We start from the raw sequence: 21197 nt of genomic DNA on the forward strand, positions 1-21197 counted from the left end.
CGCACCGCCGCGCGTATGGCCGTTTTCATTCCTTTTGTGTCCAGATCGGCATGGCCGGACGGCCCGCCGCCGCCTACTCTGTAGGTTTTCCGTCCCGGGAGATTGCCATGCTCGCCCTGCGCCCCACCTGCGAACACTGCGACGCCGCGCTGCCGCCGGCCTCCACCCAGGCCCGGATATGCAGCTTCGAATGCACGTTCTGCGCCGATTGCGCCGAAGGCCTGCTGGGCAACGTCTGTCCCAATTGCGGCGGCGGCTTCGCCCCCCGGCCGGTGCGGCCGGCCAGCGACCGCAAGGGCGGCAACTACCTGGGCCGGTATCCGGCCAGCCAGGAACGCCGGCACCGGCCGGTGGATCTTGCGGCGCATGAGGCCCTGCGCCGCAGCCTGGAAGGCGTTGCGCCCGAGGAGCGCTAGCGCGTTTCGATGCGGGCTCACCTGCCGCGTCGTCAGCCTGACGCCTGCCCGCCACAGCACGCGCCGCCGTCGCCGGAACCGTTCTCGAACAGGATGTTGTTTTCGAGGTGGATGTGCGCCATCAGGTCTTCCTTGAAGGCGCGGATGCCGAGGTACAGCGCGCGCCAGGTGTTGCACGCGGCGCGCGGCAAGGTCGCGTTGTTGGTCAGGGCCAGCAGGCGTTCCAGCGCCACGCCGTGGTCGTCGTGCTCCATGCGCATGACGCGGATCGGCATGGTGGCCATGGCGCCGTGGCCGCGGGCCAGCATCGGGAACAGCACCTGTTCCTCTTTCTGCATATGGCTTTCGAGTTCCTGCTGCATGACGCGCAGGTGGTCGGCCAGGCCGGCGGGGCAGTCGGGGCTGTCGGCGTGCACCTGCTCGACCTTCAGCGCCAGCCGCATCAGTTCGGGCAGCTGGCGGCGATGAACCTCGTGATAGCGCTGCACGATGTGGTCGATCAGGTCGGCCGGCGTGGCCAGGCCCCAGTCCGTTTCGGTGGACGGGTTCCTGGCCAGTTCGGCCAGGCGCGCTTCGATCTGCGCCACGTCCAGCGAACGCTGGGCCGCGGCCTCGGCCAGGCTTTTCTTGCCGCCGCAGCAGAAGTCCAGCTCATATTCGTGAAAGACCTGGGTGGCGCCAGGAATGCTGCGGGCCAACTGCCCCAGGGATTGCTCAACCAAGCTCATCGTATTCTCCAGTGTGCGTAACGGGTAACTGGAATAGAGCGAAATCCGTGCCAGGAAAAACTTGTTATTTATCAATCGCCTGCAATTTAATGGGTGAATATCACCCTATCGGTTCTGGGTAATAATCACCCTCGGCGGTAGAATTCACCCCATGCAAAACCTCCTGCTCGCCGACCTGGTCGTAGACCTGCCTCCCGCCATCCGCCTGCAGCGGCTGGTCTCCAGCCTGCGCACGCATTTCCGCTGCGGCGCGGTGGCGCTGCTGCAACTGGAAGAAGACCACCTGCGCCCGGTCGCGGTCGACGGGCTGACCCAGGACGCGCTGGGGCGCCGCTTCGCGGTGCAGCAGCACCCGCGGCTGGCCGCCATCCTGGCGCGGCGCGGGGTCACCTGTTTCCACCACGACAGCACCCTGCCCGATCCCTACGACGGCCTGATCAACGGCATGGCTGGCGAACCGCTGCCGGTGCACGACTGCATGGGCACCAGCCTGCACACCGAGGGCCGGCCCTGGGGCGTGCTGACGCTGGACGCGCTGGAGGTGGGCACCTTCGACGCCGAGGCCCAGGCCGACCTGCGCGACTACATCGTGCTGCTGGAAGCGGCGCTGCGCACCACCCGGCTGGAAGCCGAGATCCGCGCGCTGCGCGTGGCGCGCGGCGCCGAACCGGCCGACAGCGCCGCGCTCGACGGCAACGAGATCCTGGGGCAGAGCGAATCCATCGGCCGGCTGCTGCACGAGATCGAAGTGGTGGCCGATTCCGAGCTGCCCATCCTGCTGCTGGGCGAGACCGGCGTGGGCAAGGAGCTGTTCGCGCACCGCGTGCACCGCCTCTCGCGCCGCCGCGACAAGCCGCTGGTCCACGTGAACTGCGCCGCGCTGCCCGAATCGCTGGCCGAGAGCGAACTGTTCGGTCACGCCAAGGGCGCCTTCTCCGGCGCGGTCACCGACCGCCCCGGCCGCTTCGAGGCCGCCAACGGCGGCACATTGTTCCTGGACGAAGTGGGCGAACTGCCGCTGCTGGTGCAGGCCAAGCTGCTGCGCACCCTGCAGAACGGCGAAATCCAGCGCCTGGGCGACGACCGCCCGCGCCGGGTGGACGTGCGCATCGTGGCCGCCACCAACCGCAGCCTGCGCGACCTGGTGCAGGCGGGCGATTTCCGCGCCGACCTCTATCACCGACTGTCGGTCTACCCGATCCCGATCCCGCCGCTGCGCGACCGCGGCAACGACGTGCTGCTGCTGGCCGGCCGCTACCTGGAGCTGAACCGTGCGCGCCTGGGCCTGCGCAGCCTGAGGCTGTCGGCCGAGGCTGAGGAAGTCATGCGCCGCTACCGCTGGCCGGGCAACGTGCGCGAGCTGGAGCACGTCATCAGCCGCGCCGCCATCAAGGCCGTCAGCCACGGCGCCAGCCGCAATGAAATCGTGACCCTGGGCGCCAAGCTGCTGGACCTGGCCGACGGCGACATGCCGTCGTCGCCGCCGGAAGACGACGCGGATTCCGACGCGCACGCCGCCGGCGTGACGCAGCCGCTGCGCGCCGCCGTCGACGCCTGCCAGCGCCAGGCGATCCGCCGCGCGCTGCAGGCGCACCAGGGCAACTGGGCCAACGCCGCGCGCGCGCTGGAGGTGGACCCGAGCAACCTGCACAAGCTGGCGCGGCGTATCGGGTTGAAGGGGTGAGGGTCTGAGGCGGCCCCTGCCGCCATCTACCCGCCCATCCCCGTGCTATCCAGAATCGCCTCGCGAAACTCCGTCATCAACGGCGACCAGGTGGTGTCGTGGCGCGAAATCAGCGCAATGTGGCGCTGCAGGGGCCGGCCCAGCGCGACCGGCAGCACCGCGATGCTGCGCTCGGCGTCCAGCGCGCTTTGCGGCGCGACCGCCAGCAGGTCCGAGCCGGCCAGGAGCGCGAGCGTGCCTTTGGAGAAATGCTCCACCTCGAGCGCGGCCGTCGGCAGGCCCAGGCCGGCTTCGGCATAGCGCGCGTCCAGCGCCTTGCGCGCGATGGAGCTGGAAGCCGGCAGTATCCAGCGCTGTCCCTGCAGATCGCGCAGCGACAATTTGCGGCGCGCGGCCAGGGGATGCTTGCGGCTGGCCGCCACGCACAACTGATCCTCGATGATGGGCTCCTGCAGCAGCGCCGCCGGCGCGGGCGCATAGACCGGCGTCACCGCCAGGTCCAGCCGGCCGCTGGCCACCTGTTCGTTCAGGTCGTCGGACAGGCCCTGGGTCAGCTCGATGCGCAGGGCCGGACGGCGCGGCAGCAGCAGGCGCAGCGCCGGCATCACGAAGCTGTCCACCGTGGCGCCGGTCGCGCCCACGCGCAGCAGTCCGGCCGCGCCCACCCGCAACTCCATCGCGTGCCTGACCGCATCGCGATACTCGGCCCACAGCTTGCGCGCGTGCTCCAGGAACACCAGGCCCGCCGAGGTCAGGCGCAGGCCGCGCCCGCCGCGGTCCAGCAGCGCCAGGCCGGTGTCGGCCTCCAGGCGCTGCAGCGACTTGGACAGCGCCGGCTGGCTGATGTCGCAGGCCGCCGCGGCGCGGCCCAGGTTGCCGTGTTCCACGGCCGCCAGGAAGTATTCGATGTCACGCAGCGACAGGTTCATGAATATTATTTATGGGAATTCGTACCTTCAGGAATATTACGCCAAGCGCCCCGACCTAGAATTTCCGTCGTAACCGACAAAAAACAGAGGGTGCAGCGCGTGGCAAACAAGCCCAACATCGTACTGATCGTGGCCGACAACCTGGGATGGGGAGAACTGGGCTGCTATGGCGGCGGCGCCCTGCGCGGCGCGCCCACGCCGCACATAGACCATCTCGCCGCCGAAGGCCTGCTGCTGCAGAACTTCAACGTGGAAAGCGACTGCGTGCCGACTCGCTCCGCGCTGATGAGCGGCCGCCATCCGATCCGCACCGGCTGCCTGCAATCGGTGCCTCCCGGGCTGCCGCAGGGGCTGGCGCGCGACGAAATCACGCTGGCGCAGCAGCTGTCGGCGCAGGGCTACGCCACCGCGCACTACGGCAAATGGCACCTGGGCGACATCCCCGGCCGCTACCCCAGCGACCGCGGCTTCGACGAGTGGTACGGCATTCCGCGCACCACCGACGAGAGCCAGTTCACGTCCTCGATCGGTTTCGATCCCGCGGTCGCCGACATCCCGCACATCATGCAGGGGCAGGCCGGCTCGCCCTCGGAGAACGTGAAGGTCTACGACCTGGACACGCGCCGCGGCATCGACGCCGAACTGGTCGAGCGCTCCATCGGCTTCATGCGCAGGCACGCGCAGGCCGCGCGCCCCTTCTTCCTGTACCTGCCGCTGGTGCACCTGCATTTCCCCACCCTGCCGCACCCGGATTTCGCCGGACGCACCGGGGCCGGCGACTTCGCCGACTCCATGGTGGAAATGGACCTCCGCGTGGGCCAGATTTCGCAGGCGGTGGACGAGCTGGGCCTGCGCGACGATACCGTCTTCATCTTCTGCAGCGACAACGGCCCCGAGTTCCGCAAGCCGTACCGCGGCACCGCCGGCCCCTGGACCGGCACCTACCATACGGCCATGGAAGGCAGCCTGCGCGTGCCCTTCATCATCCGCTGGCCCGGCAAGGTCGAGCCGGGCCGGGTCTCCAACGAGATCGTGCACGTTACCGACCTGTACACCACGCTGTCGCGCATCGGCGGCGCGCCGATTCCACAGGACCGGCCCATCGACGGCGTGGACCAGACCGACTTCTTCACCGGCGCCAGCCCGGCCTCGGCGCGCGAGGGCTTTCTGTTCTACATCAAGAACGACCTGCGCGCGGTCAAGTGGCGCGACTGGAAACTGCATTTCTACTGGGAGCCGGAGGTCAACGAAGGCAAGGGCAAGCTGGAGTCGCCCTATCTGTTCAACCTGAAGCAGGACCCCAAGGAAGAGAGCGACATCCTCATCTTCAACACCTGGGTGCTCGGCCCCATCCTGAAAATGGTGCAGGCGTTCAACCAGTCGTGCCTCGCCCACCCGAACACGCCGCCCGGCAAGCCGGACCCCAGTTGAAGGCCCGGGCGGAACCGCCAACACCACACAAGAAAAGCATCAGGGGAATACCATGAAGTTCGTCATCCGTTGCGGCGCGCTGCTGTTCGGCGCCGCGGCCTTCGCCGCCGCCGGCGCGGCGCAGGCCGGGCTGGACTGGCCCGCCAAACAGATCACCTGGGTCGTGGGCTTCGTGCCCGGCGGCACCGCCGACGTCCTGACCCGCATCGCCGCCCAGGAACTGGCGCGGCAAAGCGGGCTGAACGTGATCGTGGAAAACCGCCCGGGCGCGGCCGGCGCCATCGCGCTGCAGCTGGTGGCGCGCAGCAAGCCGGAAGACGGCTATCTGCTGACCGTGCCGGGGCCGCTGGTCTACCCCACGCCGCAGCCGCGGATCGGCCATGAACTGTCGCCCGTCATCCTGATGGCCGAAGGCCCCATGGTCATCGTCGGACCGGCCAAAAACGCGCGCGCCACGCTGCAGGACGTGCTGGCCGACGCCAGGCGCCGGCCCGAAGCGTGGAGCTACGGCAGCTCGGGCAACGGCACTTCGCAGAACCTGGCCGGCGAACTGCTGAACCAGTATGCCGGCACGCGCATGGTGCACGTGCCCTACAAGGGCGGCGGGCAGGCGGTGTCGGACGTGGCCGGCGGCCAGATTCCGCTGGCGATACTGGGCTCGGCCCCCGTCATGCCGCAGATCAAGGCCGGCGCGCTCAAGGCCTACGCGGTCACCACGCCGTACCGCCTGAAGAGCCTGCCCGACGTGCCCACGGTGGAGGAAACCGGCTTCAAGGGCTACGCCGCCACGCAATGGTTCTCGGTCGCCGCCGCCAACAGCATCCCGGCGGCGCAGCTGGAACAGGTGAACGCGGCGCTGCGTGCCGCCATCGCCACCCCGGAATTCAAGGCCGCCGTCGACAACGCCGGCATGATCGCCGGCGGCGGCTCGCCGGCCGACCTGCAGAAGTTCATCGAGGCCGACGACGCCAAGTGGAAGAAGCTGCTCGACAGCGGCGCGGTCAAGCTGCAGAACTGAAGCAGGCGCTTCAGCTCATGTAGACGCCGCCGTTGATCGCGTAGTTCGCGCCGGTGACGAAAGCGGCCTCGTCCGAGGCCAGCCACGCGCACAGCCCGGCCAGGTCCTGGGCGGTGCCCAGGCGGCCGACCGGCACGCTTTCGACGATGCGGTCCAGCAGCGCCGGCGGGAAGGCCTTGACCGTGTCGTCGGCGATGAAGCCCGGCGACACCAGGTTGACGGTCACGCCGCGCGCGGCCACTTCCTGCGCCAGCGAGCGCGTGAAGCCGATGACCGCGCCCTTGGCCGTGGCGTAGTTGATCTGGCCGATCTGGCCTTTCTCGGCCGCCACCGAACCGATGTTGATGATGCGGCCCCAGCCGCGGTCGGCCATGCTGTCGACCACCTGCTTGGTGCTGTTGAACAGCGTGTCCAGGTTGCTGCGCAGCACCGCCGACCAGTCGGCGTGGCTCATCTGGCGGAAACGCATGTCCAGCATGGCGCCGGCGTTGTTGACCAGCACGTCGATCTCGCCGACCTCGCGCCGCACCTTGGCGAAGGCCGCCTCGGTCGAGGCCCAGTCGGTGGCGTCGCCCTCGGAGGCGATGAAGTCGTAGCCCAGCGACTTCTGTTCCTTCAGCCAGTGGTCCTTGCGCGTGGAGCGCGGGCCGCAGCCCGCCACCACACGGTGTCCCGCAAGGTGCAGCGCCTGGCAGATCGCGGTGCCGGTGTGGCCCATTCCGCTGGTGACATAAGCAATGCGCAAAGCCATGACAAGTCCTCAGGAAGTTTGACCCACTAGCGGGAACAGGCCGAACGCCAGCGCGGCGGCCAGCATCACCAGGCAGACCATGGTGGCCCACTTCAGCGAATAGCGCTGGTGGTCGCCGAAGTCGACGCCGGCCAGGCCCACCAGCAGGTAGGTGGAAGGAACCAGGGGGCTGAGCAGGTGCACGGGCTGGCCGACCAGCGAGGCGCGCGCCATCTCGACCGCGGAAATTCCGTAGCCCTGCGCCGCTTCGCTCAGGATCGGCAGCACGCCGAAGTAGAAAGCGTCGTTGGACATGAAGAAGGTGAAGGGCAGGCTCACCAGCGCGGTGATGCCGGCCAGGTACGGCCCCATCGCGTCCGGGATCACCGCCAGCAGGCTGCGCGACATGGCCTCGACCATGCCGGTGCCCGACAGGATGCCGGTGAAGATGCCGGCCGCGAAGATCAGCGACACCACCGACAGCACGTTGCCGGCGTGCTGCGTCACGCGGCGGCGCTGCTCGGCCAGGTCGGGGTAGTTGATGACCAGCGCGATCGCGAAGGCGATCATGAACAGCACCGGCAGCGGCAGCACGCCCAGGATCAGGCTCACCATCAGCGCCAGCGTCAGGCCGGCGTTCACCCACAGCAGGCGCGGACGGCGCAGGTCGTGGTCGACCTCGATCTCGGGCAGCGTCTTGGGACCGTCCTCGTCGTAGCCGGCGTGCAGCGACGCGCCCTCGGGCAGCGACAGCACGCCCAGGCGGCGGCGTTCGCGCAGCCCCAGGCAGAACGCCAGGACCAGGATGGCGACGATGGCCACGCCCATCACCGGCACCAGCGGCACGAAGATGTCGCCGGCGTCCACGTGCAGCGCGCTGGCCGCGCGCGCCGTGGGCCCGCCCCAGGGCGTCAGGTTCATGACGCCGCTGGCCAGCATGGCGAGGCAGGTCATGGCCAATGCGTTCATTTTCAGACGCCGGTACAGCGGCAGCATCGAGGCCACCACGATCATGTAGGTGGTCGAGCCGTCGCCGTCCAGCGAGATCACCAGCGCCAGCACGGTCGTGCCCACCACGATCTTCAGCGGATCGCCCTTCACCGCGCGCAGGATGCGGCCCACGATGGGGTCGAACAGGCCGGCGTCGATCATGACGCCGAAATACAGGATGGCGAACATCAGCATCACGCCGGTCGGCGCGATCTTGCGGATGCCGTCCAGCATCATCTTGTCTATGCCCGCCCCGAAGCCGCCCAGCAAGGCAAAAAGAATGGGAACAAGAATGAGCGCCACCAGGGGCGACAGGCGCTTGGTCATGATCAGCGTCATGAACGTGATCACCATGCCGAAGCCAAGCAGGGTCAATAGCATGAGGGTTATCTCCGACTCGTCGTTGTTATGCGAGGCAGCCTCCGGCGGGGGAAGCTGGACCGCAAGACTAGAAACTAAAGCTGTCGACAACCTGTCTTTTTCGTGGCGGGCGCTGGTCCGTCCCCCTGAATCTCCGTGCGACAATTCCCGCCATGCGCATACTGGTGATCGAAGACGACGAGGACCTGGCCGACGCCATCGTGCGCCGGCTGCGCCGGCTCGGCCATGCGGTCGACAGCCAGAACGACGGCCTGAGCGCCGACGGCGTGCTGCAATACGAGACCTTCGACCTGGTCATTCTGGACATCGGCCTGCCGCGCATGTCGGGCTTCGACATCCTGCTGCGCCTGCGCGACCGGGGCGGCAAGACGCCGGTGCTGGCGCTGACCGCGCGCATCGACATCGAAGACCGGGTCCACGCCCTGGATACCGGCGCCGACGACTACCTCGCCAAGCCCTTCGATTTCCGCGAGCTGGAGGCGCGCTGCCGCGCCCTCTTGCGCCGGCCCGCGGCCCAGGCCGCGGGCGTGCTGCGCTTCGGCGAACTGGCCATCGACAGCGCGGCGCGCCAGGTCACGCTGGGCGGACGGCGCATCGAACTGCCCAAGCGCGAATACAGCCTGCTGGAGATCCTGCTGGCCGGCATGAACCGCAGCGTCAGCAAGGCCGAAATCGCCAGCAAGCTGTTCGCCTTCGACGACGACGCCGCCCCCAACGCCATCGAGGTCTACATCGCCCGCCTGCGCCGCAAGCTCGAAGGCACGCCGCTGCGCATCGAAACGCAGCGCGGCACCGGCTACCTGCTGACGGCGGTCGGCGAGGCGGCCGACGATTCCGAGTAGCCCGTGCCGCAGCGCCGAATCTCCGTCCGCCGCCGCATGCTGGCCACGCTGCTGGCCCTGTTCGCGGCCGCCCTGGCCGCGCTCTACCTGCTGGTGCGCGGCTACGCCTACCAGACCGCCGACACCACCTACGACCAGCTGCTGCGCGCCTCGGTGCTGTCGATCGCCGACAGCCTGCAGCTGGTGCAGGGCGAATGGCGCATGGACATGCCCTACGCGTCGCTGGCGCTGCTGGAGCAGGCGCCGCGCGACCGCGTGTTCTACCGCGTCACCGCCGGCGGCGGCGAACTGGTCTCGGGCTACGCCGACCTGCCCTCGCCGCCCGCGCGCGCCGAGGCCGCGCCGGCCGACACGCCGCGCCTGTTCGAGGCCCGCTACCAGGACGAGCCGGTGCGCGTGGCCTGGATGGAGCGCAAGATCGCCGGCCCGCGCGACGCAGAAACCGCCGTCATCGAAGTCGCCCAGACGCGCGAGGCGCGCAACGCGCTGGCCGCCGGCATACTGTGGCAGGGCACGCTGGCCCTGATCGGCTTTGCCGCCGCGGCGCTGGCGCTGGCCTACTGGGGCCTGCAGCGCTCGCTCTCGCCGATCCAGCGCATCGAGCGCGAACTGGCCGCGCGCGGCGCCTCCGAACTGCATCCCATCGATGCGCCCGTGCCGCAGGAGCTCGACACCCTGGTGCATGCGCTGGACGGCTTCATGGCGCGCCTGTCGGAAAACCTGGACACGCTGCGCCTGTTCATCGCCGAGGCCGCGCACCAGCTGCGCACGCCGCTGGCCGCGCTGCACGCCCAGATGGAAGTGGCGCTGGACGAGGAAGACCCGGCCGAACAGCGCCGCAGCCTGCTGGCGGTGCTGCGCAACGCCGAGAAACTCTCGCGCCTGGTCAACCAGCTGCTGTCCGACGCCAGCGTGATCCACCGCAGCAACGTCAGGCAGTTCCAGCCGGTGGACCTGGCCGAACTGCTCGGCCAGGCGGTGTACGACACGGTGCCGCAGGCCGACCCGCAGCCCGACGTGCGGCTGCGCCTGCCCGACGCCGGCGACGCGCATCCGCCGGTCGTGCCGGGCGACAGCCTGATGCTGCGCGAAGCCTTCAAGAATCTGATCGACAACGCGCTGCGCCACGGCGCCAACGAAGAAGGCCACATCGAAGTGCGGCTGGAGCGCGCGGACGCGGGCTGGCGCGTCGCCGTGTCGGACCGCGGCCCCGGCATACCGCCGGCGCTGGCCCACGCGGCGTTCGAGCGCTTCACCCGCGGCCCCAATCCGCGCTCGTCCGGCGCCGGCCTGGGGCTGTCCATCGTCAAGCGCGTGGTCGAGATCCACCAGGGCCGGCTGGTCCTGAGCAACCGGGTGGACGGCGGACTGGAAGCCGCGATCACGCTGCCGGGGACGGCCCATGAAAAGTAGGCTCATCGCCGCCTGGCGCGGGCTCGCCATCGCCGCCGCCGTGCTGCTGCCGCTGGCCGGCCAGGCCGCCGAAACCAGCGGCGACGGGCTGACGCTGGGGCCGGCCGACAGCCGCAACGTGCTGGTGGTGCATGCCTCCAACAGCGTGCAGGTGTTTCGCGGCGTGCTGGAGGATTTCAGCCAGCTCAATCCCTCCGTGCGGCTGGAATACACCGAGATCTCCACGCAGGACCTGTACGCGCAGGCCGTGGCGCGCGCGTGGCAGGCGCCCGGCGCGCGCACCGGCCCGGACATCGTCATCAGCAGCGCCATGGACCTGCAGACCAAGCTGGTCAACGACGGCTACGCGTTGCCCCATGTGTCGCCCCAGACGCAGGCGCTGCCGCGCTGGGCGAACTGGCGCGACGAGGTCTTCAGCATCGGCACCGATCCCATCGTGATGGTCTACAACACCGACAGGCTGCCGGCCGCGCGCGCGCCGCGCACGCGGCGCGAACTGCTGTCGCTGCTGCAGGCGCCGGACCAGCCGCTGGCCGGCAGCATCTCGACCTATGACGTGCAGGGCAGCGGCATCGGCTATCTGGCCGCCACGCAGGACACGCGCCTGGACAGCATGGCCGGCGCGCTGCTGGCCGCGTTCGGACGCAACCGCGTCGCCATGCACGCGTCCACCGAACATGTGCTGGACCAGCTCGAGCGCGGCCAGACCACGTTGGCCTACAACCTGCTGGAATCCTATACGCGCCACCGCATCGCGCGCGGCGCGCCGCTGGCCATCGTGTACCCGCAGGACTACACGCTGATGCTGTCGCGCTCGGCCATCATCCCGCGCCAGGCGCCGCGTCCCGATCTCGGCGCGCAATTCCTGGACTACCTGCTGTCGCCGCGCGGCCAGCAGATGGTGCAGGAGCAATCCGGCATGCGGCCGGTGAACGCCTCGGTCATCGCCGCCGCCGGCGTGCGCCCGGTGGGCCTGGGCGTGGGCCTGCTGGTGTACCTGGACCCGCTGAAGAAAAAACACTTCCTGGACCTGTGGCGTGCGGCGGTCCAGGCGCCGGCCGCCGGTCCCGCGGGCGCGCCGGCGACGGGCGGCCCGGGCCCCGGCGGCGCGCTTGATTGAAACGCTCCGGTACGGCCGCACCAGATCGATGATTCTCATCCGAAGCGCGCATTTGCGAGGATAATTTGCAAAAGCGGCAGCGGCTGCCATGCCTGCCTGAACCAGAGTCGGAGGCGTCAAATGGCCGAACACATGCTTGCGGTCCGGCGAGCCATCGAGGCCGTCAGCCACCTTACCGATCCCGATCCGCCTTGGCAGGACATACTCACTACCGCGCGCGACATGGTGGGCGCCGACAGCAGCGCGCTGCTGGTGTTCGACAGGCGCAACAACCTGGTGAACCTGTATTCGCACGGCTGTCCCGAGGGCTGCACCGCGGACTACCAGCAGCACTACTACCGCCACGACGTGCTCGAAAAAGATGCGCGCCTGTCGCCGGCCGGCACGTGGCTGGACACCGCCAACCTCCACCAGCGCGGACAGCTGCATCGCACCGAATACTACGCGGACTTCATGGTCAAGCACCGTATGGCGCAGATCGTGTCGCTGGTGGTCGAATCGAACGCCACCATGCACGCGGGCATCGGCTTCCAGCGTTCGACGATCGACGACAAGACCTATGAACGCGTCCAGCAAGGCGCCTACGCGCATTATTTCCGCATGCTGCGCGGCCTGCTGGCGCAACGCGAGCAAGCGCTGGCCATCGGCTGGCGCTCCATCGAGAGCGCATTCGGCGACGTCGGCGAAGCGGTCCTGCTCATGACCAACAACGGCCTGGTGGCCAGGATGTCGCCGCTGGCCGCGCGCTACCTGGACGACGGACACGGCTGGAACGTGAACGGCGGGCGCCTGCGCCATGCCGATGGAAAGATGCAGGCGCAGCTCGACGCCTGCCGCGCGGCCGTCGTGCGCGATGGACGCACGCATTCGCTGGCCTCGTCCACCGGCTGGGGCGAGCTGTGCTGGATCGACGTCAGCGTGGCGCCGGAAGCGCTCAACCTGGTCGGCGAGCACATGCTGCTGGTGCGCATGCGGCGCAAAAGCGCCTTCGCGCCGCCCGACATCGACCGGCTGGTATCCGTGTTCGCCATCACGCATGCCGAAGCCGCCGTGCTGGCCGGACTGGCCGCCGGCCACAGCGTCGAAGAGATCGCCACGCTGCGCCAGGCCTCGGTGCTGACCGTGCGCAAACAGGTGGCGTCGCTGCTGAGCAAGATGGAATGCAGCCGCCAGTCCGAACTGGTGCGGCTCGCCTCCCTGCTGTAGGCCGCGCCCGGCCGCGTACTCCATTTTGGGTATGCGGCCGCATCGGTATGCGACCTACGATGGACTCGAAAGCATGAAGCCGGATGCATATAACCGGTCGCGCGGCTGCCCTTGCCGAGACTGCCTTCCCGCAAGCCCCGAGGACACCGGTCCCAACGCCGCGCTCACTCTTGCCATCGAGGAGCACCTCATGAAAACCGCCCTATTCTTCCGTGTCGCCGTCCCGGCCGCCCTGGCGGCCGCCGCGCTGCTGTCCGGTCCGGCAAGCGCGCAATCGGCCGCGGCCTCCCCCGACGACAATTCCACCGTCACCCGCGAGGACGTCATGCGCGACCTGGCCGCCTGGAAGCAGGCCGGACTGGAAAACAGCTGGAGCGGCGACAGCACGCCTGACGTCTACAGCCCGCAATACCGCGCCAGCTACCGGCAATACATGGACACGGTGAAGCCCGCCGCCGCGCCCCCGGTCCGCGCACAGTGAACCCGGTCCGCAGCCGGCGCGCCGCCTTCGGTCAGAACGTCACCTTGACCGACGGCGCGCTGCGCTGCGCCTCGCCGTGGAATACCGCTTCGATATTGTTGCCGTCCGGGTCCAGCACGAAGGCCCCGTAATAGCCCGGGTGATAGTTGCGCGGTCCCGGCGCGCCGTTGTCCTTGCCGCCGTTCGCCAGCGCCGCCTGGTAGAAGGCATCCACCATGGCCTGGTCCCGCGCCTGGAACGCCAGATGGTGGCGGCCCGTCAATTGCCCCAGCGCGGCCTTGCTGTCGGCCGTGGACACGAACAACTCGTCGGCCCAGAAATAGTCCTCGCCGGCGCCGCCCAGCGGCACCTTCAGCACGTCGAACACCGCCTCATAGAAGCGCCTGCTGGCGGCCAGGTCGCGCACCACCAGCTGGATGTGGTCGATCAGCCGGCCGCGATGGATTTCGTGCGTCTGCATGGGAGCTCCCGTGGGAAGAGTGTGGATTTCGACTATAGCGCCGGCCGCCGCCGAGGCCTTTGTTGCATCGCTGCATAATTTGCCATAATTGTTCACAAATTGCGTTTTTTCGAGCAGAATCGCGATTGCGCGACACCGCGCGCCACCTAGCCCGAGGAACCGCCCCATGAGCACCGCAAGCCGCTTGCTGGAAGACTCGTATCGCCGGACTGACCGAGCCATGCTGCCGCTCTTGTGGCTGCTGTGCATCGTAGGGCTCGGCATGGCGCCGCTCTACAACCGCTGGGGCGAAGCCACCACCGCGGGGCTGCTGGCGGCGGGCATACCCACGCTGCTGATCCTCTGGCGTCCCGGCCGCCTCTCCACCCGCCTGGCCGTGGCCTGTGGCCTGATGGTGCTGGCCGCGCTGCACATCCACCTCGCATCCGGCCAGACGGAAGTCCACTTCGGCATTTTCGTGCTGCTGTCGCTGCTGCTGGCCTATCGCGACTGGCGCACCATCCTGTGCGCGGCGCTGGTGATCGCCGTGCATCACCTGTCCTTCAATTACCTGCAGCAATGGGGATACGGCACGCTCTGTTTCACCGAGCCCAGCCTGGGCATGGTGCTGCTGCATGCGGCCTATGTGGTGGTGCAGGCCGCGGCGCTGGGATGGCTGGCCTGGAAAATGGAGCGCGCCGCCGTCGCCGCCGAAGAACTGGCGCGGCTCAGCGCGCACATCGGACGCGAACCCGGCATGTTCGACCTGCGCTTCGGCGGGCTGAGCATGGCCAGCGGCCTGGGCCGCAGCTTCAAGACCACCATGGACGCCGTGCATCGCACCATGAGCGAAGTGCGCTCCACCGCGTCGGCCCTGTCGGCCGCCTCGCACCACATGATGCAGGACAATCTGCAGCTGGACGAACGCGCGCGCACCCAGGCCGAATCGCTGGCGCGCACCGCGACCTCCATGCACGCGCTGGCCGCCAACGTCCATGACAACGCGCAGCGCGCCCAGCAGGCCGGCCAGCTCAGCGAGCAGGCGCGGCAGATCGGCGGACAGGGCAGCGCCGCGGTGGCCGGCGTGGCCGCCGTGATGGGCGAGATCCAGCAGGAATCGCAGAAGATCTCCGAGATCACCGGCCTGATCGACAGCATCGCGTTCCAGACCAACATCCTGGCGTTGAACGCGGCGGTGGAAGCGGCCCGCGCGGGCGAAAGCGGACGCGGCTTCGCGGTGGTGGCCAGCGAAGTCCGCGCGCTGGCCCAGCGCAGCGCCGGCGCGGCGCGCGAGATCCGCGGCCTGATCGACGGCTCGCTGGAGAAAACCAGCAACGGGTTCCGCCAGGCCGACGCCGCCGCCGGCGTGATCCGCGAGGTCGTCTCCAGCATCGACCGCGTCGCCGGCATCGTCGCCGAGATCGGCGAGGCCGGCCGCGCCCAGAGCGCCGGCATCGAAGAGGTCAACCAGGCGGTCGACAAGATGGACGAACTGACCCGCCAGACCGCGGCCCGCGTGGCCCAGGCCGCCAGCGCGTCCACGGCGCTGCAATCGCAGGCCGCGCATCTGCTGCAGGCCGTGGGCGTGTTCCGCCTGCAGGACGACGGCCCTTCCGCCGAAGCGCCGCGCCTGCGCGCGCAGGCGGCGCCCGGCCATCCGCCGGCGCCGGCGCTGGCCGGCGCGTGACGGGACTTATTGCGCCTTGATGCCGGCCTGCTCGATCACGGCCTTCCAGCCCTCGGATTCCTTGCGCACCCATTCGCGGGCCTGCGCCTGGCCGGCGTAAGGCTGGCGTATGCCCAGGCTCGCCATGCTGCGCTGGAATTCCGGCATGGCATAGACCTGCGCCAGGGTCTTTTCCCAGATCCGCACGATCGGCTCGGGCGTGCCCTTGGGCGCCATCACCAGGAAACCGAAGGCCACGTCGTAGTTCTTCAGGCTGGCCACGCCGGACTGCGCCACCGTCGGCACCTCGGGCAGGTCGGCGTCGCGTTGCCCGCCCGACACGGCCAGGGCCTGCAGCTTGCCCGCCTTGACGTGCGGCAGAATGCCGGGCGTGGCGAGAAAGGCGGCCTGTATCTGGTCGCCCAGCAGCGCGTTGACGGCCGGGGCGTTGCCGCGGTAAGGCACGTGCGCGGCCGGTATGCCGACGGCCAGGCGCAGCTTTTCGAAGGCCAGGTTGCCCGGGCTGCCGTAGCCGGCGGAGGCGTAGCTGATGGGATGCGACCTGGCATAGCTGAGGAACTCGTCCAGGGAAGCGACGCCCAGTTCGGGCCGCACCGCCAGGGCCATGCCGAAGCTGCCGGCCAGGCTCACCGGTTCCAGCCGGGCGGTGACGTCGCGCTCCAGGTCCTTGAAGATAAAGCGATTGACCGTCATCAGCGTGTCCAGGGTCATCAGCAGTGTGTAGCCGTCGGCAGCGGCCTGGGCCACGGACTGGGCGCCGATGTTGCCGGACGCGCCCGAGCGGTTCTCGACCACCACGGTCTGCCCCAGCAGTTGTCCGGCATGCTGCGCGATGGCCCGGGCCTCCAGGTCCAGCGGTCCGGCGGGCGGAAAATTGACGACCAGGCGTATGGGGCGCGTGGGGTAGTCCGACGGCGCGGCGGCCGCGGCGCCTCCCAGCAACATCGCGGTACAGAACAGCAGCATGGGCTTGATCATGGTTGTCTCCTGCCTGGATGTCAGGCGATGGCGGTGGGGTGCGGGCTGGTTTCGGCGTGGCGGATCATGCTGCGCGCAAGCGTCATCAGCAGCTCGCCGCGCAGCGCGGCGGCGGCCGGATCGCTCCACAGGTTGCGCAGTTCGTGAGGATCTTCCTGCAGGTCGTAGAGTTCGCCCCAGTCCGCGTCCGCGTACACGCTGAGGCGGTGGCGCGGCGTCTGCAGCGTGCGCATGCGGGTGCGGCCCGCAAAGCCGAACATGGTGCGCTGGCCCTCTTCTTCGATCAGCGCAGCGTCGCGCACCGCCGTCGCCGCGCCGGACATCAGCGGCAGCAGCGACTGGCCCTGCATGCCGTTGTAGGCGGGCAGGCCGGCGCGGGCCAGCACCGTGGCCGCGATGTCGGCGGTCGAGCACAGCGCCTGGCTGCGCGGCGCGGCCGGCGCGGCCTGCGGGTCGCGCCAGATGAAAGGCGTGCGGATCAGGCTCTGGTAATGGACCGGCCCCTTGAGCAGCAACTGGTGATCGCCCAGGTAATCGCCGTGGTCGCTGGTGAAGATGACCACGGTGTTCCGGTCCAGCCCGGTCTGGCGCAAGGCCTGCATGACCCGGCCGATGGTGGCGTCGATATGGCTGATGGAGCCGTAGTTCAGCGCAATGGCCTCGCGCGCCTCGCGCTCGGTGCAGGCGAAGATCGCCGGCGTGTGCTTGACCGCCTGGTTGCGGTCGCGCTGCTCATGCAGCCACGCCACGTGCGGCGGCGGACGGTGGCCGGGCGCGGCGCAGGCATGGAAGGACGCCGGCAGCTCCACGTCTTCGGGACGGTACATGTCCCAGTACTTGCCGTGAGGCGTGAACGGATGGTGCGGATCGGGAAACGAACACTGGATGAAAAACGGCTTGCCGCCCGCGGCATGCTCGCGCAGCAAGGCGATGGTCTGGTCGCCGATATAGGCGTTGGTGGAGCACTCCTCCGGCACGCGGGTGCGCCAGGCCTGGTGATGCCGGGTCAGCTCGAACTCCGGCGCGGGCAAGGCGTGCTCGGCCCCCCACAGGCGCCGCGCCTCGGGATGCTCTTGCGCCAGCCAGCGCTCGTAATGGCCCCAGACCTGGTCGCCGTGGTCCACCGCCAGCGCCACGCGGCCGAAACCGTAGAACGGCGTATCCAGGTCGTGGGCCGGATCGGTGCGCCACAGCGGCCCCCACTCCTGGTCGTAGTCGCCAGGTTCCGCGGTCCAGGCTTCGCCCTGCGTGCCGTCGCCGCCGGCCGGCGGCCAGGCGGGGCCGTTGCCCGTCATGTTCTGCAAATGCGCCTTGCCGACCAGCGCGGTGGCGTAGCCCGCGCCGCGCAGGCGTTCGACGAAGGTGGTGGCGCGCTGCGATAGCGGGATGCCGTTGTGGCGCACGCCGTGCACTGAAGGCATGCGGCCTGTCATCAGCGTGGCGCGGTTGGGCATGCAGATCGGCGAGGCCACGTAGAAGCGGTCGGCGGACCACCCCTGCGCCGCCAGCGCGTCCAGTTCCGGCGTGCGCACTATGGCGTTGCCATAGCTGCCCAGATGATCGGCGCGCTGCTGATCCGTGATGAATAGCAGGAAATTCGGCTGCATCGTGTCTCCTCGCCGCCGGGTCGATGCCGGCATGGCTCTGTTGTGCGGCCATTATGTGCAGGGCAGACATGAATTGATAATGAATTAATATTACTGAGCCATAACCACAGACTCATGTCTGAAAAGACGACGGACACGCATGGACTGGACCCACCGCATCCGCCTGCGCCACCTGGCCATCCTGGTGCGCCTGTGCGAGAGCCGTAACCTGAGCCAGGTTGCGTCCGAACTCAACATCACCCAGCCGGCGCTGTCGAAATGGCTGCGCAGCCTGGAAGAAGACATCGGCCTGCCGCTGTTCGAGCGGCATGCGCGCGGCATCGAACCCACGCTGTACGGACTGGAACTGCGCACCCACGCGCGTGAAATCCTGGGTAAGCTGGGCCGCGCCCAGGACACCATGGCGCAACTGGCCCACGGCGCCACCGGCACGCTGGCCGTGGGCGTCACGCCCAATATCGCGCCGGTGCTGCTGCCGCCCGGCATCCGGCGCTTCCGCGAACGCTATCCCAAGGTGCTGCTGCGCCTGGCGGAAAACACGCTGGACCACCTGCTTCCGCTGATGCAGGAAGGCTCCTACGACGTGCTGGTGGGACGCCTCGAGCAGCACTCGCTGCCGCGCAATCTGCACTACGAAGAGCTTTACGACGAGCCCATCTGCCTGGCCGTGGGCGGCAGCCACCCGCTGGCCGGCAAGCGCTCGGTCACCTGGCGCGACGTGCAGGCGCATCCCTGGATCGTGCCCGGCCCCTCCACCCCGATGCGCATGCGGATGGACTATGAACTGGCCCTGGCCGGGCAGCCCGCGCCCTGGCAGCAGGTCGAGTCCTCGTCGGTTCTCGTCAACCTCTCGCTATTGGCGGATTCGGACCTGGTGATGCCGATCTCGGAACGGCTGGCGCGCCATTTCGCCAAACAGAACATGATCCAGGTGCTGCCGCTGGCGATGCGCAGCCGCGGCATCACCGGCATGGTGTGGCGCGACGCGGCGCTGGCGTCGGAACATGCTGCCTACTTCATGGAGTGCCTGCGGCTGTCGCGCTGACCCGGCGCTACCCGTTCACGTAGAACATCAGTTTGGCCAGGATCACGATGGCCACCATGTGGCAGAACACGCTGCGGTGTATGCGCCGCTGCCGCTCGGGCGTGAGCCGCTTGCGCCGGGCCATCGTCAGCGCCGTCACCACATGCGCCAGCACGCTCAAGGCCAGCAGGATCTTCAGGCTGAACAGGATGCCGAAGGGCGACGAGCCGGGGCTGGCGAGCGCGCCCCGGTACTGCCAGGCCAGGCCCAGGCCGGCCAGGTAAAGCACCAGCACCGCCCACGGAACCACCGAGCGCACGCGCGGGCCGAGCTGGCTGCCCAATGCCTTGCGCACCTCGGCGGGCAGGCGCTTGTGCACGGGTTCCAGGAACAGCACCTCGAAGGTCACCGTGCCGACGAACACGAAAGCGGCCAGCAGATGCAGGACGAGCAGCAAGGGATAGGTATTCATGGCTGGGAGCTCCTGCAAACGATTGTCTCACCCCGCCGCCCCACCGATGGATGAGCTAAATCAAAGCGGCCCGAGCCAGTCAGGGTTCGGCCCCGGCCACCGCCAGCAGTTCGCGCAGGCGCTGCGCGTCGGCCTGCATGCTGCCGCCAAACGGCGAGACCAGCGAGACCGGCCTGAGCCGCCCCCGGTGGAGCAGCGCGCAACGATCGACCAGCCCCAGCAGTTCGTCGGGGTCGTCGCTGACGCACAGCAGCGCCGCCCCGCTGCGGACCACGGCCTGCCGGCAGCAGTCGGCGAGCTGGCGGCGCGCGGCCGGCTCCATTGCGTTGAAGGGCCGGTCCAGCATCAGCAGGTCGGGAGCCAAGGCCAGCGCGCGCGCCAGGGCCGCGCGCTGCGCCAGGGCGCGGGGCAGTTCGGCGGCCGGCGACTCCATCGCCGCGTCCAGGCCGACGCGGCGCAGCCAGTACGCCGACACGCTGCGGGCCTCCGGCTCCGGCAATCCCGACGCCCGCAACGGCAGCGCCACGTTCTCCAGCGCGTGGCGCCAGAGCAGCAGCCGCGGCTCCTTGAACATCAGCAGCGGATGCCGGAAGCCATTGCGCAGCACGCCGCCGCTGGGACGCGCCAGGCCGGCGGCAAGGCGCAGCAGGCTGGTCTTGCCCGCGCCGCGCGGGCCGATCAGGCCCAGCCGCTCGCCCGGCCGCAGGCGCAGGTCCACGTCGTGCAGCACGTGGCGGGCGCCGTAGCGCAGCGAAACGGATTGCATTTCAAGCATGGCGGGACTGCTCCAGCAAAGGTTCCAGCCGGCGCCGCAGCGGCCGCAGGCAGGCGAATTCCAGCGCCGCCGCCAGCCCCAGGATCAACAGCGCCCAGGCGATCAGCTCGGCGCTGGCGAAGGCGCCGCGGGCATTGGCCAGCGCGTGGCCCACCCCGCTCTCGGCGCCCAGCGCTTCGGCCATGACCACCAGCCGCGCGCCGGTGCTGGCTGCGCCGATCAGCGCGGCCAACAGCACGGGCCGGAGCGCCGGCAGGTACAGGTGGCGCAGGCTGCGCCACATTCCATAGCGGTAGACGCGCGTCATTTCGACCAGCTTGCAATCCACCGCCTGCACGCCCTGGACGGTATGGGAGTACATGCCCGGCGCCATGATCAGCGCGGTGATGACGATCACCATGGGCGAGCCGCGGCCGAACCACAGCGCGGCCAGCACCACCGCCACCACCGGCGGCAAGGCGGTCAACAGCCAGCGCAGCGGCTCGATCAGCCCCCGCAGCCGGCCGCTGTGCCCGGCCAGCATGCCCAGCGCGAAGCCGACGGTTGCGCCGGCCAGCACGCCCGCGCCGATGCGCATCAGGCAGACGCCGGCATTGGCGTAGAACTGCGGGCTGTGCAGCAATGGGCCGATGGCGCGCAAGGCCTGCCAGGGCGTGGCCAGCACTTGCGGGCCGAGCTGGCGCGCCGCCAGATGCCAGGCCAGCACCAGCAGCAGCACGCCGGCCGCGCACCAGGCCGGCGAGATCCGCACCGGGGCCGTCCGGGCTGGCAAAAGCAGGGCGCCGGAAAGGTTGGCGCAAGCGTGGCGGCGCGCGAAAGAGTCTGTCATTGAATTCCTGGATATCA

General features: G+C 69.2%; 21 protein-coding genes. 11 read left to right on the forward strand and 10 right to left on the reverse strand.

Annotated features, from left to right (window positions below; all coding sequences use genetic code 11):
- Window positions 1–107 precede the first annotated feature (107 nt).
- Window positions 108–416: a DUF1272 domain-containing protein gene (locus AC1M14_RS21050; RefSeq protein ID WP_209165043.1), complete on the forward strand. Its 309-nt coding sequence runs from the start codon at window positions 108–110 to the stop codon at window positions 414–416.
- Between the two features lie 32 nt (window positions 417–448).
- On the opposite strand, the gene ytfE is transcribed toward AC1M14_RS21050, so the two are convergent.
- Window positions 449–1144: an iron-sulfur cluster repair protein YtfE gene (gene ytfE / locus AC1M14_RS21055; protein WP_209165044.1), complete on the reverse strand. Its 696-nt coding sequence runs from the start codon at window positions 1142–1144 to the stop codon at window positions 449–451.
- A 151-nt stretch (window positions 1145–1295) separates the two neighbouring features.
- On the opposite strand from ytfE, the gene norR reads away from it, so the two are divergent.
- A complete protein-coding gene (gene norR / locus AC1M14_RS21060; protein ID WP_479730384.1) occupies window positions 1296–2828 on the forward strand; it encodes a nitric oxide reductase transcriptional regulator NorR in 1533 nt (510 codons plus the stop codon).
- A gap of 26 nt (window positions 2829–2854) precedes the next feature.
- On the opposite strand, the gene AC1M14_RS21065 is transcribed toward norR, so the two are convergent.
- Entirely contained in the window at window positions 2855–3757 is a 903-nt protein-coding gene (locus AC1M14_RS21065; protein ID WP_111826537.1) for a LysR family transcriptional regulator, read from the reverse strand.
- 99 nt (window positions 3758–3856) lie between these two features.
- On the opposite strand from AC1M14_RS21065, the gene AC1M14_RS21070 reads away from it, so the two are divergent.
- Both AC1M14_RS21070 and AC1M14_RS21075 read left to right on the forward strand, forming a co-directional pair.
- Window positions 3857–5188 carry an arylsulfatase gene (locus AC1M14_RS21070; RefSeq protein ID WP_479730385.1) on the forward strand — a complete coding sequence of 444 codons (1332 nt, stop codon included), beginning with the start codon at window positions 3857–3859 and terminating at the stop codon, window positions 5186–5188.
- Window positions 5189–5240: 52 nt separating this feature from the next.
- Window positions 5241–6206 (forward strand): tripartite tricarboxylate transporter substrate binding protein, encoded by a 966-nt coding sequence (locus AC1M14_RS21075; RefSeq protein ID WP_102774324.1) that lies wholly within the window; start codon window positions 5241–5243, stop codon window positions 6204–6206.
- A 10-nt stretch (window positions 6207–6216) separates the two neighbouring features.
- Here AC1M14_RS21075 and AC1M14_RS21080 read toward each other — a convergent pair whose 3' ends face one another.
- Both AC1M14_RS21080 and AC1M14_RS21085 read right to left on the reverse strand, forming a co-directional pair.
- Window positions 6217–6957, reverse strand: coding sequence for an SDR family oxidoreductase (locus tag AC1M14_RS21080; protein WP_102774323.1), 741 nt, complete (start codon window positions 6955–6957; stop codon window positions 6217–6219).
- A 9-nt stretch (window positions 6958–6966) separates the two neighbouring features.
- The gene (locus AC1M14_RS21085; RefSeq protein ID WP_102774322.1) at window positions 6967–8307 is read right to left on the reverse strand and encodes a CitMHS family transporter; all 1341 of its coding nucleotides are present in this window, start codon (window positions 8305–8307) and stop codon (window positions 6967–6969) included.
- Between the two features lie 152 nt (window positions 8308–8459).
- On the opposite strand from AC1M14_RS21085, the gene AC1M14_RS21090 reads away from it, so the two are divergent.
- The 5 genes from AC1M14_RS21090 to AC1M14_RS21110 all read left to right on the forward strand — a co-directional run bounded on the left by AC1M14_RS21090 (window position 8460) and on the right by AC1M14_RS21110 (window position 13369).
- On the forward strand, window positions 8460–9149 hold the full coding sequence (locus tag AC1M14_RS21090; protein WP_479730386.1) for a response regulator transcription factor: 690 nt from the start codon (window positions 8460–8462) through the stop codon (window positions 9147–9149).
- Between the two features lie 3 nt (window positions 9150–9152).
- A complete protein-coding gene (locus AC1M14_RS21095) occupies window positions 9153–10562 on the forward strand; it encodes a sensor histidine kinase N-terminal domain-containing protein (RefSeq protein ID WP_479730387.1) in 1410 nt (469 codons plus the stop codon).
- The gene (locus tag AC1M14_RS21100; protein WP_479730388.1) at window positions 10552–11682 is read left to right on the forward strand and encodes an ABC transporter substrate-binding protein; all 1131 of its coding nucleotides are present in this window, start codon (window positions 10552–10554) and stop codon (window positions 11680–11682) included. The genes AC1M14_RS21095 and AC1M14_RS21100 overlap by 11 nt, the downstream gene beginning before the upstream one ends.
- Before the next feature lie 120 nt (window positions 11683–11802).
- On the forward strand, window positions 11803–12888 hold the full coding sequence (locus tag AC1M14_RS21105; RefSeq protein ID WP_479730389.1) for a LuxR family transcriptional regulator: 1086 nt from the start codon (window positions 11803–11805) through the stop codon (window positions 12886–12888).
- A gap of 190 nt (window positions 12889–13078) precedes the next feature.
- A complete protein-coding gene (locus AC1M14_RS21110; RefSeq protein ID WP_102774317.1) occupies window positions 13079–13369 on the forward strand; it encodes a DUF4148 domain-containing protein in 291 nt (96 codons plus the stop codon).
- Between the two features lie 31 nt (window positions 13370–13400).
- Here the strand turns inward: AC1M14_RS21110 and AC1M14_RS21115 are convergent, their stop codons facing one another.
- Complete coding sequence (locus AC1M14_RS21115; RefSeq protein WP_102774316.1) at window positions 13401–13829, reverse strand: VOC family protein; 429 nt, start codon at window positions 13827–13829, stop codon at window positions 13401–13403.
- A gap of 166 nt (window positions 13830–13995) precedes the next feature.
- On the opposite strand from AC1M14_RS21115, the gene AC1M14_RS21120 reads away from it, so the two are divergent.
- Window positions 13996–15495: a methyl-accepting chemotaxis protein gene (locus AC1M14_RS21120; RefSeq protein ID WP_479730390.1), complete on the forward strand. Its 1500-nt coding sequence runs from the start codon at window positions 13996–13998 to the stop codon at window positions 15493–15495.
- 6 nt (window positions 15496–15501) lie between these two features.
- Here the strand turns inward: AC1M14_RS21120 and AC1M14_RS21125 are convergent, their stop codons facing one another.
- Together AC1M14_RS21125 and AC1M14_RS21130 are read right to left on the reverse strand one after the other, a co-directional pair.
- Entirely contained in the window at window positions 15502–16473 is a 972-nt protein-coding gene (locus AC1M14_RS21125; protein ID WP_479730391.1) for a Bug family tripartite tricarboxylate transporter substrate binding protein, read from the reverse strand.
- Window positions 16474–16493: 20 nt separating this feature from the next.
- On the reverse strand, window positions 16494–18080 hold the full coding sequence (locus AC1M14_RS21130; RefSeq protein WP_479730392.1) for a sulfatase family protein: 1587 nt from the start codon (window positions 18078–18080) through the stop codon (window positions 16494–16496).
- 139 nt (window positions 18081–18219) lie between these two features.
- Here AC1M14_RS21130 and AC1M14_RS21135 point away from each other — a divergent pair, with 139 nt between their 5' ends.
- On the forward strand, window positions 18220–19125 hold the full coding sequence (locus AC1M14_RS21135; RefSeq protein WP_102774313.1) for a LysR family transcriptional regulator: 906 nt from the start codon (window positions 18220–18222) through the stop codon (window positions 19123–19125).
- A gap of 7 nt (window positions 19126–19132) precedes the next feature.
- Here AC1M14_RS21135 and AC1M14_RS21140 read toward each other — a convergent pair whose 3' ends face one another.
- The 3 genes from AC1M14_RS21140 to AC1M14_RS21150 all read right to left on the reverse strand — a co-directional run bounded on the left by AC1M14_RS21140 (window position 19133) and on the right by AC1M14_RS21150 (window position 21180).
- Window positions 19133–19576 (reverse strand): CopD family copper resistance protein, encoded by a 444-nt coding sequence (locus AC1M14_RS21140; RefSeq protein ID WP_102774312.1) that lies wholly within the window; start codon window positions 19574–19576, stop codon window positions 19133–19135.
- Window positions 19577–19655: 79 nt separating this feature from the next.
- The gene (locus AC1M14_RS21145) at window positions 19656–20351 is read right to left on the reverse strand and encodes an ATP-binding cassette domain-containing protein (protein WP_102774311.1); all 696 of its coding nucleotides are present in this window, start codon (window positions 20349–20351) and stop codon (window positions 19656–19658) included.
- On the reverse strand, window positions 20344–21180 hold the full coding sequence (locus AC1M14_RS21150) for an ABC transporter permease (RefSeq protein WP_479730393.1): 837 nt from the start codon (window positions 21178–21180) through the stop codon (window positions 20344–20346). The genes AC1M14_RS21145 and AC1M14_RS21150 overlap by 8 nt, the downstream gene beginning before the upstream one ends.
- Window positions 21181–21197 lie beyond the last annotated feature (17 nt).

Source organism: Achromobacter sp. SX5 (assembly GCF_056711425.1).